Annotated in this window: 23 protein-coding genes; 14 read left to right on the top strand and 9 right to left on the bottom strand. The window is 66.0% G+C overall.

Features of this window, described 5'->3' with window-relative positions; translation table 11 throughout:
• Nucleotides 1–92 precede the first annotated feature (92 nt).
• The 5 genes from ung (at nucleotide 93) to ATE71_RS17885 (ending at nucleotide 2,671) form a co-directional block, all read left to right on the top strand.
• Nucleotides 93–806 (top strand): uracil-DNA glycosylase, encoded by a 714-nt coding sequence (gene ung, locus ATE71_RS17905; RefSeq protein ID WP_058804701.1) that lies wholly within the window; start codon nucleotides 93–95, stop codon nucleotides 804–806.
• Complete coding sequence (locus ATE71_RS17900) at nucleotides 803–1,561, top strand: sulfite exporter TauE/SafE family protein (RefSeq protein ID WP_082665291.1); 759 nt, start codon at nucleotides 803–805, stop codon at nucleotides 1,559–1,561. Before ung ends, ATE71_RS17900 begins: the two co-directional genes overlap by 4 nt.
• A 16-nt stretch (nucleotides 1,562–1,577) precedes the next feature.
• Entirely contained in the window at nucleotides 1,578–1,859 is a 282-nt protein-coding gene (locus tag ATE71_RS17895) for a DUF427 domain-containing protein (RefSeq protein WP_058804700.1), read from the top strand.
• Nucleotides 1,860–1,869: 10 nt separating this feature from the next.
• Entirely contained in the window at nucleotides 1,870–2,331 is a 462-nt protein-coding gene (locus ATE71_RS17890) for a YaiI/YqxD family protein (protein WP_058804699.1), read from the top strand.
• Between the two features lie 154 nt (nucleotides 2,332–2,485).
• Nucleotides 2,486–2,671: a hypothetical protein gene (locus ATE71_RS17885; protein WP_152998831.1), complete on the top strand. Its 186-nt coding sequence runs from the start codon at nucleotides 2,486–2,488 to the stop codon at nucleotides 2,669–2,671.
• Nucleotides 2,672–2,778: 107 nt separating this feature from the next.
• On the opposite strand, the gene ATE71_RS17880 is transcribed toward ATE71_RS17885, so the two are convergent.
• Nucleotides 2,779–3,000, bottom strand: a complete 222-nt coding sequence (locus ATE71_RS17880) for a hypothetical protein (RefSeq protein WP_058804697.1) — start codon at nucleotides 2,998–3,000, stop codon at nucleotides 2,779–2,781.
• Between the two features lie 114 nt (nucleotides 3,001–3,114).
• On the opposite strand from ATE71_RS17880, the gene ATE71_RS17875 reads away from it, so the two are divergent.
• The 3 genes from ATE71_RS17875 (at nucleotide 3,115) to ATE71_RS17865 (ending at nucleotide 4,218) form a co-directional block, all read left to right on the top strand.
• Nucleotides 3,115–3,462 carry a DUF962 domain-containing protein gene (locus tag ATE71_RS17875; RefSeq protein WP_058804696.1) on the top strand — a complete coding sequence of 116 codons (348 nt, stop codon included), beginning with the start codon at nucleotides 3,115–3,117 and terminating at the stop codon, nucleotides 3,460–3,462.
• Between the two features lie 72 nt (nucleotides 3,463–3,534).
• The gene (locus tag ATE71_RS17870) at nucleotides 3,535–3,738 is read left to right on the top strand and encodes a DUF2061 domain-containing protein (protein ID WP_058804695.1); all 204 of its coding nucleotides are present in this window, start codon (nucleotides 3,535–3,537) and stop codon (nucleotides 3,736–3,738) included.
• A 51-nt stretch (nucleotides 3,739–3,789) separates the two neighbouring features.
• Nucleotides 3,790–4,218, top strand: coding sequence for an OsmC family protein (locus ATE71_RS17865; RefSeq protein WP_058804694.1), 429 nt, complete (start codon nucleotides 3,790–3,792; stop codon nucleotides 4,216–4,218).
• Here the strand turns inward: ATE71_RS17865 and ATE71_RS17860 are convergent.
• The 4 genes from ATE71_RS17860 to ATE71_RS17845 all read right to left on the bottom strand — a co-directional run bounded on the left by ATE71_RS17860 (nucleotide 4,215) and on the right by ATE71_RS17845 (nucleotide 6,878).
• The gene (locus tag ATE71_RS17860; RefSeq protein WP_160328062.1) at nucleotides 4,215–4,790 is read right to left on the bottom strand and encodes a 2'-5' RNA ligase family protein; all 576 of its coding nucleotides are present in this window, start codon (nucleotides 4,788–4,790) and stop codon (nucleotides 4,215–4,217) included. The genes ATE71_RS17865 and ATE71_RS17860 overlap by 4 nt on opposite strands.
• 115 nt (nucleotides 4,791–4,905) lie before the next feature.
• The gene (locus ATE71_RS17855; protein ID WP_058804692.1) at nucleotides 4,906–5,463 is read right to left on the bottom strand and encodes a hypothetical protein; all 558 of its coding nucleotides are present in this window, start codon (nucleotides 5,461–5,463) and stop codon (nucleotides 4,906–4,908) included.
• Nucleotides 5,464–5,536: 73 nt separating this feature from the next.
• Nucleotides 5,537–5,995 (bottom strand): nuclear transport factor 2 family protein, encoded by a 459-nt coding sequence (locus ATE71_RS17850; RefSeq protein ID WP_058804691.1) that lies wholly within the window; start codon nucleotides 5,993–5,995, stop codon nucleotides 5,537–5,539.
• A 28-nt stretch (nucleotides 5,996–6,023) separates the two neighbouring features.
• Nucleotides 6,024–6,878 (bottom strand): hypothetical protein, encoded by an 855-nt coding sequence (locus ATE71_RS17845; protein WP_058804690.1) that lies wholly within the window; start codon nucleotides 6,876–6,878, stop codon nucleotides 6,024–6,026.
• Nucleotides 6,879–7,080: 202 nt separating this feature from the next.
• Here ATE71_RS17845 and ATE71_RS17840 point away from each other — a divergent pair, with 202 nt between their 5' ends.
• The 5 genes from ATE71_RS17840 to ATE71_RS17820 all read left to right on the top strand — a co-directional run bounded on the left by ATE71_RS17840 (nucleotide 7,081) and on the right by ATE71_RS17820 (nucleotide 9,981).
• Nucleotides 7,081–7,959: an arylamine N-acetyltransferase family protein gene (locus tag ATE71_RS17840; RefSeq protein WP_082665290.1), complete on the top strand. Its 879-nt coding sequence runs from the start codon at nucleotides 7,081–7,083 to the stop codon at nucleotides 7,957–7,959.
• A gap of 73 nt (nucleotides 7,960–8,032) precedes the next feature.
• Entirely contained in the window at nucleotides 8,033–8,896 is an 864-nt protein-coding gene (locus ATE71_RS17835; protein WP_058804689.1) for a TauD/TfdA dioxygenase family protein, read from the top strand.
• A 7-nt stretch (nucleotides 8,897–8,903) separates the two neighbouring features.
• Nucleotides 8,904–9,332, top strand: a complete 429-nt coding sequence (locus tag ATE71_RS17830; protein WP_058804688.1) for a DUF1801 domain-containing protein — start codon at nucleotides 8,904–8,906, stop codon at nucleotides 9,330–9,332.
• An 8-nt stretch (nucleotides 9,333–9,340) separates the two neighbouring features.
• On the top strand, nucleotides 9,341–9,739 hold the full coding sequence (locus ATE71_RS17825) for a DUF1801 domain-containing protein (protein ID WP_058804687.1): 399 nt from the start codon (nucleotides 9,341–9,343) through the stop codon (nucleotides 9,737–9,739).
• Nucleotides 9,736–9,981: a hypothetical protein gene (locus tag ATE71_RS17820; protein ID WP_058804686.1), complete on the top strand. Its 246-nt coding sequence runs from the start codon at nucleotides 9,736–9,738 to the stop codon at nucleotides 9,979–9,981. Before ATE71_RS17825 ends, ATE71_RS17820 begins: the two co-directional genes overlap by 4 nt.
• Here the strand turns inward: ATE71_RS17820 and ATE71_RS17815 are convergent.
• The 4 genes from ATE71_RS17815 to ATE71_RS17800 form a co-directional block, all read right to left on the bottom strand.
• A complete protein-coding gene (locus ATE71_RS17815; RefSeq protein WP_058804685.1) occupies nucleotides 9,978–10,796 on the bottom strand; it encodes a ThuA domain-containing protein in 819 nt (272 codons plus the stop codon). The genes ATE71_RS17820 and ATE71_RS17815 overlap by 4 nt on opposite strands.
• A gap of 75 nt (nucleotides 10,797–10,871) precedes the next feature.
• A complete protein-coding gene (locus tag ATE71_RS17810; RefSeq protein ID WP_058804721.1) occupies nucleotides 10,872–11,327 on the bottom strand; it encodes a glycine zipper 2TM domain-containing protein in 456 nt (151 codons plus the stop codon).
• Nucleotides 11,328–11,424: 97 nt separating this feature from the next.
• Nucleotides 11,425–11,862 (bottom strand): NAD(+)--rifampin ADP-ribosyltransferase, encoded by a 438-nt coding sequence (gene arr / locus ATE71_RS17805; protein ID WP_058804684.1) that lies wholly within the window; start codon nucleotides 11,860–11,862, stop codon nucleotides 11,425–11,427.
• On the bottom strand, nucleotides 11,862–12,401 hold the full coding sequence (locus ATE71_RS17800; RefSeq protein WP_201022980.1) for a hypothetical protein: 540 nt from the start codon (nucleotides 12,399–12,401) through the stop codon (nucleotides 11,862–11,864). The genes arr and ATE71_RS17800 overlap by 1 nt, the downstream gene beginning before the upstream one ends.
• 126 nt (nucleotides 12,402–12,527) lie before the next feature.
• On the opposite strand from ATE71_RS17800, the gene ATE71_RS17795 reads away from it, so the two are divergent.
• Nucleotides 12,528–12,980 (top strand): DUF6265 family protein, encoded by a 453-nt coding sequence (locus ATE71_RS17795; RefSeq protein ID WP_058804683.1) that lies wholly within the window; start codon nucleotides 12,528–12,530, stop codon nucleotides 12,978–12,980.
• The last annotated feature ends 14 nt before the right edge of the window (nucleotides 12,981–12,994 follow it).

The raw sequence follows: 12,994 nt of genomic DNA, 5'->3' as shown, positions 1-12,994 counted from the left end.
GAGAGGGCCGGGGGGCGACCTTTGGCCCCCATTGTCCGGGACTGCGGGCAAGGGGGCTGGACAAGCCCGTGCGGGTCTGGTGAAGGCCGGGCATGGCCGATGTTAAACTGCATCCCGACTGGCTCGCGGCAATCGGCGGCGAGTTCGAGCAGCCCTATATGGCGGCGCTCAAGCAGTTCCTCGCGGACGAACGCGCGAAGGGGAAGGCGATCTTCCCGCGGCCGCGCGACTGGTTCGCCGCACTCGACGCGACGCCGCCGCAGCAGGTGCGCGTCGTGATATTGGGGCAGGACCCCTATCATGGGCCGGGGCAGGCACATGGGCTGTGCTTTTCAGTGCAGCCGGGGGTACGGACGCCGCCGAGCCTCGTCAATATTTATAAGGAAATGCGCAGTGACCTCGGCATTCCGCCCGCGCCGCACGGCAATCTGCAGCATTGGGCGGAGCAGGGCGTGCTGCTGCTCAACAATTGCCTGACGGTCGAGAGCGGCATGGCGGCGTCGCACCAGGGCAAGGGGTGGGAAAAATTCACCGATGCGGTGGTCGCGACGGTCGCGACCGACCCGGCGCCCAAGGTGTTCATCCTGTGGGGCAGCCATGCGCAAAAAAAGGCGGCGAATGTCGCGGGGCTGGGGACCGGAAGCCCGCACCTGGTCCTGCGCGCGCCGCACCCGTCGCCGCTATCGGCGCATAACGGCTTTTTCGGCTCGCGTCCGTTCAGCCAGGCGAACGAATTTCTGGAGGCGCAGGGGCGCGGGGGCATCGACTGGCGATTGCCCGAAACGCCCGGGATCGCTGCGGCGTGAGCATCTTGGCCGATCCGGTGACGCTGGCGGCGCTGATCGCCGCGGTGATCCTGCTCGGTATGGCGAAGGGCGGACTCGCCGGGGTCGGCGCGCTCGCGACCCCGGTCGCCGCGTTGGTGCTGCCGCCCGCGACCGCGGCGGCGCTGCTGCTGCCGATTCTAATCGTTCAGGACGTGATCAGCGTCTGGTCGTTCCGCAAGACGTGGGATGGGTGGATCATCGGCTGGATGCTTCCGGGTGCTGCGGTCGGCATCTTTGCGGGTTGGTTCTATGCCGACCGCGTGAACGAGGCGCAGTTGATGGCGGCGCTCGGCGCGATCACGCTGGCCTTTGGTCTCTATCGCCTGTGGATCGAACGCGGCGGTCGCGTCGCCCAGGCATCGACCTCGCCGGGCTGGGTCGGCACGATCTTCGGCGGGTTCATGGGTCTGACGAGCCAGATCGCCCATGCTGGCGGGCCGCCATTCCAGATGTGGGTGACGCCGCGCAAGTTGCCACACCTGACTTTCATCGGCACCAGCGCGATCCTGTTCGCGATCGTCAACTGGATGAAGGTGCCTGCCTATCTGGCGCTCGGGGCCTTTCCGCACGAGGTGGTGGTGGCGGCCTTGTTGCTGATGCCGCTGGCGATCGGATCGACGCTGCTGACGGTGCGCTGGCTGAGGCGCATCGACGGCGCGCGTTTCTATGTTATCATCTATCTGCTGATGGTCGCGCTCGGCGCGAAGCTGCTGTGGGACGGGCTTGCGGGCTGACGCTGGGGGCGGATCGATGGTACAGGCACGGTGGAACGGCGCGGTAATCGCCAACAGCGACGACACCGTCGTCGTCGAGGGTAATCATTATTTTCCGCGGAATGCGGTCGCCGCAGGCGTGCTGGCGGACAGCGCGACGACAAGCGTCTGCCCGTGGAAGGGCATCGCCCATTATCATCATGTCGTGGTGGATGGCGCGGCGAACCGCGATGCCGCCTGGTATTACCCCGACCCCAAGGAGGCGGCGGAGGCGATCCGCGATCGCATCGCCTTCTGGAAAGGCGTCGCGGTCGGCTGACCGCTTTCTTATGCCCGAACCCATCCAGATATTGGTCGATGCCGACGCCTGTCCGGTGAAGGACGAAATCTATCGTGTCGCCTGGCGGTACGAGGTGGCGGTGAAGGTCGTGAGCAACAGCCGACTGCGCGTGCCCGAGCACCCGCTGATCGAGCGTATCACCGTGTCCGACGGCTTCGATGCCGCCGACGACTGGATCGCCGAGGCCGCGACCGCCCGGTCGATCGTCGTCACTGCCGACATCCTGCTCGCCGACCGCGCCTTGAAGGCGGGGGCGAGCGTGCTCAGCCCGAACGGCAAGTCCTTCACTATGGCGTCGATCGGCCCCGCGATCGCAACGCGCGCGATCATGGCCGATCTGCGTTCGGGAATGGGTGAGAACATGGGCGGGCCGCCGCCCTTTTCGAAAGCCGACCGCTCGCAATTCCTGCAGGCGCTCGACGCGGCGCTGGTCCGGCTGAAGCGCGGATAGAATTTTCTTTTCTTTCTTTTCAGCGGTTTGTGAAGATTATTCGCGCCAGTGACGACGATCACCGCCGCGCGCCCGGTCGCGCGGCATAAGCGGGTCATCGGGGACGCCCCGAGCCAGTTTTGAAACACCCGAACCGATTTGAAAGGAAATGACGATGACCAAGACGAAGATTTTCGCGCCCGTGCTCGCCCTCTCACTTCTCGCGTCGGCGACCCCCGCGATGGCGCAGTCGGCGCAGCCCGCGCAGGGCGGCATGACGATGACCTCGAACCCGCTTCAGATCTTGATCGGCCTGCTTTTGCCTGCCGTGCAGAAGGTGCGCGAAGCCGCGGCGCGCTGACACGCGGCTCGCGCCATTCGCATCGGGGCCGGTTCAACCAAGCCGCCCCCGCGCCGCAGCCCTTCCGCCCTTGCGACCCGGGCGGGAGGGCTGTCGTGATTCGCTCGCTAATTCCCCGCGCGTCGGTGCGCGGCGAAGGCGAGTAGCAGGGCGACCGAGATCACGCCGACGAGCATGCCTGCGGTCGTCGTCACCATCGTGATCGATCCGGCGGGATCGTTCGAGTTCCATGCGCCGCTTTGCGTCCGGTCTATCATCCACCAGGCACCCGCAACGACGATCAGATCGAGCAGCACCAGCCCGAGCAACGCACGCGTCGATTTTTTCATCGAGAATCCTCTCCCTTGTTTTTCTGGCGGCGAGCGTAACAGGATATCGGACGGCGGCCATGGGGAAATCGCCGCCGACTTGACCGCGCGGCGCGACCGCGACATCTTTCTCCCATGTCCCGGCTTTACACGAGCTTCGCCGACTTCTGGCCCTTTTACCTGCGCGAACACAGCAAGGCATCGACGCGCGCGCTCCATTATGTCGGGACTAGCCTTGTCCTGCTCATCGCCGTCGCTACCGTGCTGAGCGGGCGCTGGGGGTGGCTGATCGCGCTGCCGGTCGCGGGCTATTTCTTCGCATGGGTCGCGCATTTCGGGGTGGAAAAGAACCGGCCGGCGACCTTTACCTATCCGCTGTGGAGCCTCGCCGCCGATTTCAAGATGTGGGGGCTGTGGCTGACGGGCGGGCTGGGTCCCGAACTCGACCACGCGGGGGTGTCGCGGAAAAATCGATCAGACTGACCGAAACCGCTGTCTGGCACTTATTGCGAATCATTCTTAAATTCTTCGGGTTCGCAATGCTGGAGACGGGCCATGCCCACCGACCTGATCAAGACTTTCACTTACCTAACGATCCACCTGACGATCGGGTTCAGCGTCGCTTATGTGCTGACCGGATCGATCGCGCTCGCGGGCGGGATCGCGATCATCGAGCCCTGTATCAACGCTGTCGCATTCTTCTTTCATGAAAAGGCGTGGAAGCGCGTCGGTGCGCGGCGTAAGCTGCTCGCTGCTTAGGGCCCGCGATTCCCCGCCCTTTCCGCTTTGCCCCTCGAAGGAGATACGAGCATGACTGTCAATCGCGCATCCGCCCGCTACGAAGGCTTTGGCAAGGAAGGCAAGGGGTCGATCACGACCAAATCAGGCGTGCTGAACGCCCAGCCCTACGGGTTCGGCACGCGCTTCGAAGGGCAGCCGGGGACGAACCCCGAGGAGCTGATCGCGGCGGCTCATGCGGCCTGCTTCACCATGGCGCTGTCGTTCGGGCTCGCGCGCGCGGGTTATAACGGCGACACGCTCGAAACCAGCGCGGCCGTGACGCTCGAGCAACAGGACGGCGGCTTTACGATCACCAAATCGGTGCTGACGCTGACCGGCAAGGTGCCGGGCATAGACGCCGAAGAATTTGCCGCGATCGCCGCCGAGGCGGAGAAGAATTGCCCGGTGTCGAAGCTGTTGAACTGCGAGATCACGCTCGAGCATAGCCTGGAAGGTTAAGCGGCGTAGCGCAGGGGTGGGGGCATCTCGTCTTCCATGAAGGCAAAGGCACCCTGCGGCGGCGGCAGCAGCGGCCAGCGCTGCAGCACGCGGTGGCGGCGATGGCCGACATGGCTTTCGATCAGGGCGAGCTCGCGCGGCGCCCAGTTCCACGCGGCCGGCACCGGGTCGAAGTCGCACGCGCCATAGCCGAGCGTGATATGCGGCCGGAGCCCCGACTTGCGATGCATCGGCTCGATCCCCTGCGCGCCCAGAAGCGCGACGATGCGGTCGTAAAGATGGCGCACGCCGCCGATGCTGCCGACGGTGGTGAGCTCGGCGCCGGAATCGCGGCTCATGATCCGTCCGAACGGAATATGGCTCGCTGCGGGAAGTCCCGATGCAAAGGCCGCCGCGACGCGGCTGCGCAGGAAGGGCTGCGCCTCGGCCGTTTCGGCGATCGTGCAGAGCGTGAGGTGATAATTTTGCGGCTTGAGCCCCGCGAATAGGTCGCCCGACACGGGCGGCAACTGACGCGCGAGCCAGCCGGCGCGATCGGCGGCCACCTGAAACCCCAGAAAATAACGGAACATCGGGTCCATCGTCTATTTCTCCGAATCGGATTAATGTTCCTATTATGTTCTCTCTTCGGGCGAGAGTCGAATCCTATCCGTCGCCGGATAATTGCCGCGGTGCCCGAACGCGTTATCAGCCCTTTTCGGCGGCGCAGTCGCCCTTGCGCCTTTCTTCCTTGCCACCCGCGAGGAACCAGCGCGAATCGTTCGTCATCGCGGGATCGTTGACATAACAGACGTCGGTCGCGCCGGTGGCGGGGTCGACGAATATGGTCCATTGATGCTCGCCGCATTTATGCTGCTGGCACGACCAGGACGCGACCTTGCCGTCGATCATCTCGATCGGCGACGAGGGGCCGGCGGTGGTGGTGATCGCGGTGCGCACGCGCGCGTCGGTGACCGTCGCAGCGATGCCCGCCTTGACGAGCGGATGGTCGCCGAAGGCGACGCCGTCGACCTTGTCGAACGGATATTTGCCGACATAGGCGGCAAGGTCGGGCGCGCTGGCCTTGACCGGCGCGGCGGTTGCCGGAGCCTTCGCCGCCGGGGAGTCGGTCGCCGCCGCCGCCGCCGACACTTTGCTGTCGGGCGCCGGTGCGGCCGGGGCCCTTTCAGAGCTGCAGGCGGACAGCGCCAGCGCGGCACCGCCGATCAGCAGCACGATGGCGAAGGGCGAACGGGAAAGGCGCATGACATACCTCCTGCGGAAATGGGTGTGTGACTATTGGCGCAATGCGGCGCCAGGGCAATCGGTCGGGCGGGTGTCAGGAGGGCGGGCTGTCCGCGATCGCCATCCGCGTGACGTGAATATAGCTCGCTTGCCAGCCGTCGTCGTGGCGCCGGAAGATGTCGGTGAACCGGATCCGCACGCGGAACGGCTTGCCCGCCGAGCGGCCCGAGAGGATCGCCTCGGCGCTGGCAAGGCCGGCGTCCCGCCCGAGCGGCAGGATGACGCGATCGGTCAGCGCAACCGGGTCATAATCGTCGTCGGCCCCGGTCCATCCGGCGATGAAGGCCGCCTTGTCCAAGCGTTGGCCGCTGCCGTCGATGAAGACAAGGTCGTCGGCGACCATGGTTTCGAGCGCGGCGCGATCCTGCGCGATCTGCGCCGCGTCGAAGGCGTCGGCAAAGGCGCGGAGGCCCGCAGTCTCGCGTTCGGGCGTCTGGGCAACGGCGGGTGCCGCCATGCCGAAAACCAGCACTGCCGCTATCGTGTCGCGCATGGCGTCCCTTCCCGTCGTTATCGCCCGATCATTGCGCCGGGCGACAATCCTTCAGCCAGATCACATGCTTATATTCGTCGAAATCCTCGACTGTTCCGGTCAGCTTGATGCCCTTGTCCGGTTTGAGCTGGAGCGAATAGGCGGCCTGCCCGGGCGCCATATAGCAGACGATGTCGGTTTTGAACGGTGCCTGATTGGGCAGGCGGATCGCCTGTTCCCACGGGTCGGGAATTTTGTAGCCGACGCGGAAATCCTTGCCGTCCCTGGTGATATAGGCGACCGAGCCGTCGATCGTGAACTGTTTGCCCTTGTAGCGCGTGAGCACACCTGCGGCGTTGCGTTCGGTATCTTTCGACACCTGCTGCGAGAAGCCGAGCGCGCTGATTTTCAACGGGGCTGCGGCGACGGTGGTCGCGGCCGCGCCCTTCTTGGCCGCGGCGGCGCCGGGCTTGCCGCCCCGCACTTGGTTCAATATGCCGCACATCTCGGTTTTCGCAGCGTCGCTGCCGACCGCCTGGCCCGCGCGCAGCTTCGCCTCCATCACCACGGTACCGATGCCGCCGGTCTGCGTCGCGGTGATCTGGATCGGAAAGGCGCGCGCGCCGCCGGTCATCGGCTGTTCGATCAGCATAGATCCATATTCGGCTTCGTCGGCCATGATGTCATAACCCTTGGCCGCGACGAGCCCGCGCATCTGGCCGATGGCGACTGCGGGCGGCAGGTCGGCGACAGTGACCGCGGCGGTAAAGCGCAGCCCCGTGATGGGGTTGCCTTTCTTCACGAAAGCCTCCTCGCAGGTCGCGGCGTTTGCGGTGCCGGCGGACAAGAGGATAGCCGCCGGCGCGAGCGCGGCGGCAAGTTGGATAGCGATGTTGGTGCGCATAGGGGCTCCTGGACGATTATACGGTCTGCGACCTTATCTTGTCCCGCAGGTCTGCCGCAGCGACGGGCGACCTGCAATGGCTAAGTTGCCAAGATGAGGGCGCTTTGCGCGTCGGAGGGGTTGCACGATCCGTGCTTGACCTCAACTCGACTTGAGCTTTCATAAGTGTCGGACAGTTGATTCGCGAACGGAGCTTTTGTCCATGCTGCACCATCCTGCCACGCCTGCGCCTGATGCCATCGATACCGATGTCGATATGCCCGCTGCCGCCTTGCTGCCGCGCTACCTGGCCCGGATCGGATATCGCGGGCCGGTGGCCCCGACGCTGGAGGTGCTAGCCGCCTTGCAGGCGGCGCATATCGCGGCGATCCCGTTCGAGGCGATCGACGCGCTGACCGGCGTGGGGATCGATATCGGCGCCGATGCAGTCGACGCCAAACTGATCGGGCAGCGGCGGGGCGGCTATTGTTTCGAGCAGAACGGCTTGTTCCTGCGCGTGCTGCGCACGATCGGGTTCGAAGCCGAGGGCCTGCTGGGCCGGGTGCGCTGGATGCTGCCCGACGACGCGCCGCCGACGCCGCGGACGCATATGGTCGTGCGCGTGACGCTCCGCGGGCGGCGCTGGCTCGCCGACGTCGGGTTCGGCGCGGCAGTGCCGCCGCAACCGCTGGCTATGGACAGCGAAGGTGCGCAGCCGACACGGCACGAAAGCTATCGTGTCGTGCGGCAAGGCGCCGAATGGCAGGTCGCGCTGTCGATCGATGGCGAATGGCGGACGCTGTACCGGATCGAGGACGCGCCGCCGCCGGCAATCGATTATGAGCTTGGCAATTGGTATACTGCAGCGCACCCCGACTCGCATTTTCGCCACCAGCTGATCGCCGCGCGCACCACCGCGGAGGCGCGCTATGGCCTACGCGACAACCGGCTGACGACCCGGCTTGCCGACGGTCGCATCGACCGCCGCTACCTGACCGCCGACGAGATCGCGCGCGCCTTGTCGGAGATTTTCCTGTTGCCGGTGCGGCCTCACTGGCGCGCCGCGATCGAGCGCGCGGCGACCGCCGAAATCGTGGGTTAGGCGAACCGTGGCTTGACTCGGCGAGGCCATGGCTTTTCATGCTCCGACAAGAAAAGAGCAGGAGCGGAACGCCATGGCTTACGACGCGGTTGCAACGCAGCGGGTTTTCGAGCGGCTGAAGGTCGCGCCGATGACGCCGTCGATCGGCGCCGAGATTTCGGGAATCGATCTCAGCGAGGAGCAGGATGACGCGACGATCGCCGAAGTCCGCGCCGCGCTGCTCGCCTACAAGGTCGTCTTTTTTCGCGACCAGTTCATAACGCCCGAACAGCATATCGCCTTTGCCCGGCGTTTCGGGCCGCTCGAAATCCATCCCGCGACGCCGAAGGACCAGCCGAACCGCGAAGTGCTGCATATCGCGCACGGCCCCGATTCGCGCGGGCGCGAGAATTTCTGGCATTCGGACGTCACCTGGCGCGCCGAGCCGTCGCTGGGGTCGATCCTGCGCGCGATCGAGGTCCCCGATGTCGGCGGCGACACGCTGTTCGCCGACATGGCGGCGGCGTTCCGTAGCCTCTCGCCCGCGATGCAGGACTGGTGCCGTTCGCTGAGCGCGGTGCATGACATCGCGCGCGTCTTTGCCAAGAGGCTGGGCAAGAGCATGGAGGAATTGCACGAACAATATCCGCCGCAGTTGCATCCGGTCGTCCGCACCCATCCCGAAACGGGCGAGCAGGCGCTCTATGTCAACATCGCCTTTACCAGCCATATCGAAGGCGTGTCGGCAAAGGAGAGCGAATGGCTGCTCGCGCATCTTTATGCCCAAGCGGCGGTCCCCGAAATCCAGTGCCGTTTCCGCTGGCGCGCGGGATCGATCGCCTTTTGGGACAATCGCGCCGCGCAGCATTATGCGGCGTCGGATTATTTCCCGGCGGTGCGGCGGATGGAGCGGGTGACGATCGCCGGCGACCGTCCCTTTTATCGCGACGAGCGCTGAGGGGCCGGTGGCCGACAGGAAAGTCGTTCTGCTGTCGGGGGGCAATCCGCAGATACCCAAAGGCTATGGCGACGCGCCAGTGAAGGCTTACATCGCAGCGATGCCGGGGTGGAAGTCGGACGTGTGGAAGCGGCTCGACCGGCTGATCGAACAGGCGGTTCCGGGCGCCGCGAAGGCGGTCAAATGGAACTCGCCGCTCTATGGGCCGCCGGGGCAGGGTGAGGAGCCGACACGCTGGTTCATGAGCATCCATTGCTTCGAGCGCTACATTAAGGTCGCATTCTTTCGCGGGCAATCGCTGAAGCCCGTGCCGCCGGTCGCCTCGAAAAGCGGCGACACGCGCTATTTCCACATCCATGAGGATGACAAGGTCGACGCGGCGGCGTTTGCCGACTGGGTGAAACAGGCGGCGGCGCTGCCGGCCGAGACGATGTAAGGGACGATATGACGGCGGAACTGATCGATGCGAAGATCGCGGGACTCGGCGACTGGCGCGGTGAGATGCTGGGCAGGCTGCGTGCGCTGATCCACGCAGCCGACCCGGACGTCGAAGAGACGGTGAAATGGCAAAAGCCGTCGAACCCGGCGGGCGTGCCCGTCTGGGATCATGCCGGCATCCTGTGCACGGGCGAGACCTATAAGGACAAGGTCAAGCTGACCTTTGCCAAGGGCGCGGCGCTCGCCGACCCCGCCGGGCTGTTTAATTCGAGCCTCGACGGCAATGTGCGCCGCGCGATCGACCTGTTCGAGGGCGACGCGATCGACGAGGCGGCGTTCAAGGCGCTGGTGCGCGCCGCGGTCGAGGCCAATCTGGAAAAGCCGGCGCGTCCGAAGAAGCGATGAGCGGCGACGAGGCCGGGTCGGCGGCCGCGGCGGCGGCGCTGCTCGACGCGATCGAGGCCGATAATCGCGACCGCGAGGGATGGAAACCGGCGATTTCGCGCGACAGCGCGGCGGCCATCGTCGACGCGCTCGTTTGGCTCTATGGCGCGCGGTCGGGATCGGCGGCGAGCATCTATGCCGCTGATGCGCTGGGCAAAGCGATCGACGCCGTCTGGGGCCCAGCGGTCAAGCCCGGCGATTAATCGCAGCCTGAGCCCTCCTGGCGCGCAGCCCAGCTGATCGCGCCGTCGACCATGCGCAGATGGATGGGGTCGCTCCATGCCTCGGCCTTGTGCCCGAGCGCCGAGTAAAAGATGCGCGCGCGGCCCTCGCAGCGCCACCAGACAAGCGCATGCTCGCCCATCTGCAACTTCGGTTCGAGCCGCACCGTCGTTTCGTCGAGGCGGAGAAGGATATGCGCGTCGGCGGAGGGCGGGGCGTCCCAGCTGTAATATTCATCGGTCCAGCGCCAGGCTGCGGGAAGGTGGCGCGTCGCGGGGTGGCTGGGATCAGCGGCGATTAGGGTACCGGTCTGGAACTGGTCGGCGCCGCCGGGATGGCCGGTGAAGTTGCCGTTGCCGCGCAGCCGCACGAACCAGTCAGGATGACTGCCGTCGCCGGCGCTGTGCAAACCGACAAAGCCGCCGCCGCGTGTCAGAAACGCCCGAAAGGCGGCGCGCTGCTCTTTGGTATAGATGTCGCCGCTGGCGTTGGCAAAGACGATGACGTCGAATTTGGTGAGGCTTTCGGGGTTGAGCACTGCGGCATTTTCGGTAGCGAAACTGCTCCATCCCCGCGCCTTCGCCAGCGCAGCGATCGCCGGCACCGCCTGGGCGATGCTGTCGTGACGATAGCCGTTGGTCTTGCTGACGATCAGCACTGCCGGCCGGGTGAGCGCCGGTAGCGCGGGGCGCGCGCTGTCGAACGTCGGTGCGGGGCGGCGGGGATCGGGCGTCGCGGCGGGCGCCCCCTGAACGGCCAGCAGCAGCGCGGCGGCGAATTTGGCGGCGGCGATCATTTCACTCTCCCGATATTATCGAGCGAACGCTAGTGACACCGATACACCTTCGCCAGCCGCCGCGCCGGGCCCCTTTTATCGGCAGCGTACGTCGTCGTTGCCGCTGCGTTCGATCGCACGGCCCGCGACCGCGCCGCCGACCGCGCCGAGCACTGTGCCGAGCGTCTTCGAATCGCCCGGTGCGATGACATTGCCCGCGATACCGCCGACGACGCCGCCGACAATCAGTCCCGTCGAACCGTCGTTGCGGCGGCAATAATATTTGCCGTCGCGCCCGCGATAGATGCGGTCATTGTTCGACAAGCGGCGTTCGCGGTAACGGCGGTCACTCCGATAATAATTATCGGCATAATAGCCGCCGTGGCGCGGGTCGGGCCGGTCGTAATCATAGCGGCCATATTGGTCATAATAGCTGCGGTCATAATAGCCGTAGCCGCCATCGTCATAACCGCCGCCATAGCCGCCGGTTGAGGCGCAGGCGCCGACCGTGGCGGTTGCGGCGGCAAGGAGCAGGATCATCAGCTTGTTCATCGACATCACTCCATGGTCGCGTGCCGGGCCGGAGCGCGGGCAGGCTCATTGCCCCTCTGGTCAATAGACCCGCGAGCGGGGGCGAGGTTCCGACCGGTCAGTCGATGATGACGTCCTTCCCTTCGGCCTTCAGCTTCGCGAGTCCGTCCTTCATCGCCTGCAGCACCTCGGGCGCGTGCGGGGGCCAGCTTTCGACCTCGCCGACGATGCGCAAGGGTGCGCGGCTGCGGTAACTGCGGGTCGGGTTGCCGCGGAATTTCTGATCGGTGAGGTTGGGGTCGTCGAACCAGTCGCCGGTCGGTTCGACGATATAGATGCGCTCGCGCCCGTCCCCGGCGGCCAGTTCGCAGCCCCAGATCGCCGATTCGAGCGCGGCGGAGAAATAGATCCACGAGAGCGGCTTGTCGGCCGAATAATTGCTGTTCCGGCCTGCGGCGAGGAGGTCGCCGACGCCAAGGTCGGCGCGCGTGCCGTGGTAGAAGGTTGCGCCGGCATCGGGGCCGGTCGGGCCGGCGGCGGGGGGCGTATCGACCATCAATATTCGTTGCGCTCGGTGCGCAGCATCGCCTTGCCGTCCTTCCAGTTCACCTCGGCGGCGGGCTCGTCGGCCTTGCCGGGAGCAAAGAGTTCATAGACGATGGTGCCGTCCTCCTGCGTGCTCTCGATGACCCGCGCCGGAGTGAAGGCGTCGGTGGCGGTGCCCGCCGCGACGCGCACCGGGGCCGGGGCATCGGCCCAGGCAATGTCGCGCTGCATCTCGACGACGCGCCAGGCGCCAGCCTCTTCGATCAGGTCGAGTTCAACTTCGCTGCCGTCAGGACGCGTCCCCTCGACATCGTAGAAGATATTGCCGCCGCGTTCCTTGCGCTCGGCCTCGGCGATCGTCATGCCGGGGATACGCGTGCGTACGGCATCCTGCACGCCCGGCGGCAGGTCGGCGGCGGCGACGGAGCTGATCTGGGCCGCCGGACCGTCCTCGCGCACCGATTTTTCGGACTCAGCGGGGGCCTCGGCCTTGCCGCACCCGGACAGCGCCAGCGTTGCGGCGGTTATCGGCCAGACCCATTTCTGCATCGTCACGCTCCCGTTCCGGTCAACGCCGCCAGCCTATCGGGGGCACGGCGATGTGTCGAGGCGGATGCGGCGGAGAGGTTGGCGGCGCGCGGCCACGGGTGATAGAGCGTCGTCAGGGAGAAGTTCATGCAGGCGATCGCGGCGGTTTTGGCGATGGTGCTGGTGACGGCGAGTCCGGCGACGCGCGTCGCCGACCTAGGCTGGCTCACCGGCGACTGGGTAAGCGAGGCCGACGGGCGCTGGACCGAGGAAAGCTGGACGGCCCCGCGCGGCGGCGTGATGTTGGGGCACAGCCGCTCGGGGCGCGGTGAGGAATTGCGCGAATATGAGTTCATCCGCATCGTGGCGGGCGAGGATGGCACGATTTCCTATATCGCGATGCCGCAAGGCGGCGCGCCGGTGGCGTTCCGGCTGGTGCGGCAGGCCAATGCGCAGGGAGGAACGCGCGCGACCTTCGAAAATCCGACGCATGATTATCCGCAGCGCATCGCCTATGTTCGCGACGGCGACACACTGACCGCGACGATCTCGGCGATCGACGGGTCGAAGCCGCGCCGTTGGACCTATTTGCGGCGCTGAGCGGGGACAGGGCA

This window comes from Sphingopyxis sp. H115 (assembly GCF_001468465.1).
Taxonomy (GTDB): Bacteria; Pseudomonadota; Alphaproteobacteria; order Sphingomonadales; family Sphingomonadaceae; genus Sphingopyxis.
This window is presented reverse-complemented; position numbering and strand designations above follow the sequence as displayed.

What these genes read in the sequence shown, in the direction of transcription:
- ATE71_RS17855 (WP_058804692.1), bottom strand. Translation starts at nt 5,463, where the DNA reads ATGCGCCTTTCCCGTTCGCCCTTCGCCATCGTGCTGCTGATCGGCGGT.
- ung (WP_058804701.1), top strand. Translation starts at nt 93, where the DNA reads ATGGCCGATGTTAAACTGCATCCCGACTGGCTCGCGGCAATCGGCGGC.
- ATE71_RS17890 (WP_058804699.1), top strand. Translation starts at nt 1,870, where the DNA reads ATGCCCGAACCCATCCAGATATTGGTCGATGCCGACGCCTGTCCGGTG.
- arr (WP_058804684.1), bottom strand. Translation starts at nt 11,862, where the DNA reads ATGGTCGATACGCCCCCCGCCGCCGGCCCGACCGGCCCCGATGCCGGC.
- ATE71_RS17840 (WP_082665290.1), top strand. Translation starts at nt 7,081, where the DNA reads ATGCTGCACCATCCTGCCACGCCTGCGCCTGATGCCATCGATACCGAT.
- ATE71_RS17835 (WP_058804689.1), top strand. Translation starts at nt 8,033, where the DNA reads ATGGCTTACGACGCGGTTGCAACGCAGCGGGTTTTCGAGCGGCTGAAG.
- ATE71_RS17820 (WP_058804686.1), top strand. Translation starts at nt 9,736, where the DNA reads ATGAGCGGCGACGAGGCCGGGTCGGCGGCCGCGGCGGCGGCGCTGCTC.
- ATE71_RS17845 (WP_058804690.1), bottom strand. Translation starts at nt 6,878, where the DNA reads ATGCGCACCAACATCGCTATCCAACTTGCCGCCGCGCTCGCGCCGGCG.
- ATE71_RS17880 (WP_058804697.1), bottom strand. Translation starts at nt 3,000, where the DNA reads ATGAAAAAATCGACGCGTGCGTTGCTCGGGCTGGTGCTGCTCGATCTG.
- ATE71_RS17885 (WP_152998831.1), top strand. Translation starts at nt 2,486, where the DNA reads ATGACCAAGACGAAGATTTTCGCGCCCGTGCTCGCCCTCTCACTTCTC.
- ATE71_RS17815 (WP_058804685.1), bottom strand. Translation starts at nt 10,796, where the DNA reads ATGATCGCCGCCGCCAAATTCGCCGCCGCGCTGCTGCTGGCCGTTCAG.
- ATE71_RS17810 (WP_058804721.1), bottom strand. Translation starts at nt 11,327, where the DNA reads ATGAACAAGCTGATGATCCTGCTCCTTGCCGCCGCAACCGCCACGGTC.
- ATE71_RS17800 (WP_201022980.1), bottom strand. Translation starts at nt 12,401, where the DNA reads ATGCAGAAATGGGTCTGGCCGATAACCGCCGCAACGCTGGCGCTGTCC.
- ATE71_RS17860 (WP_160328062.1), bottom strand. Translation starts at nt 4,790, where the DNA reads ATGTTCCGTTATTTTCTGGGGTTTCAGGTGGCCGCCGATCGCGCCGGC.
- ATE71_RS17895 (WP_058804700.1), top strand. Translation starts at nt 1,578, where the DNA reads ATGGTACAGGCACGGTGGAACGGCGCGGTAATCGCCAACAGCGACGAC.
- ATE71_RS17870 (WP_058804695.1), top strand. Translation starts at nt 3,535, where the DNA reads ATGCCCACCGACCTGATCAAGACTTTCACTTACCTAACGATCCACCTG.
- ATE71_RS17875 (WP_058804696.1), top strand. Translation starts at nt 3,115, where the DNA reads ATGTCCCGGCTTTACACGAGCTTCGCCGACTTCTGGCCCTTTTACCTG.
- ATE71_RS17850 (WP_058804691.1), bottom strand. Translation starts at nt 5,995, where the DNA reads ATGCGCGACACGATAGCGGCAGTGCTGGTTTTCGGCATGGCGGCACCC.
- ATE71_RS17865 (WP_058804694.1), top strand. Translation starts at nt 3,790, where the DNA reads ATGACTGTCAATCGCGCATCCGCCCGCTACGAAGGCTTTGGCAAGGAA.
- ATE71_RS17825 (WP_058804687.1), top strand. Translation starts at nt 9,341, where the DNA reads ATGACGGCGGAACTGATCGATGCGAAGATCGCGGGACTCGGCGACTGG.
- ATE71_RS17795 (WP_058804683.1), top strand. Translation starts at nt 12,528, where the DNA reads ATGCAGGCGATCGCGGCGGTTTTGGCGATGGTGCTGGTGACGGCGAGT.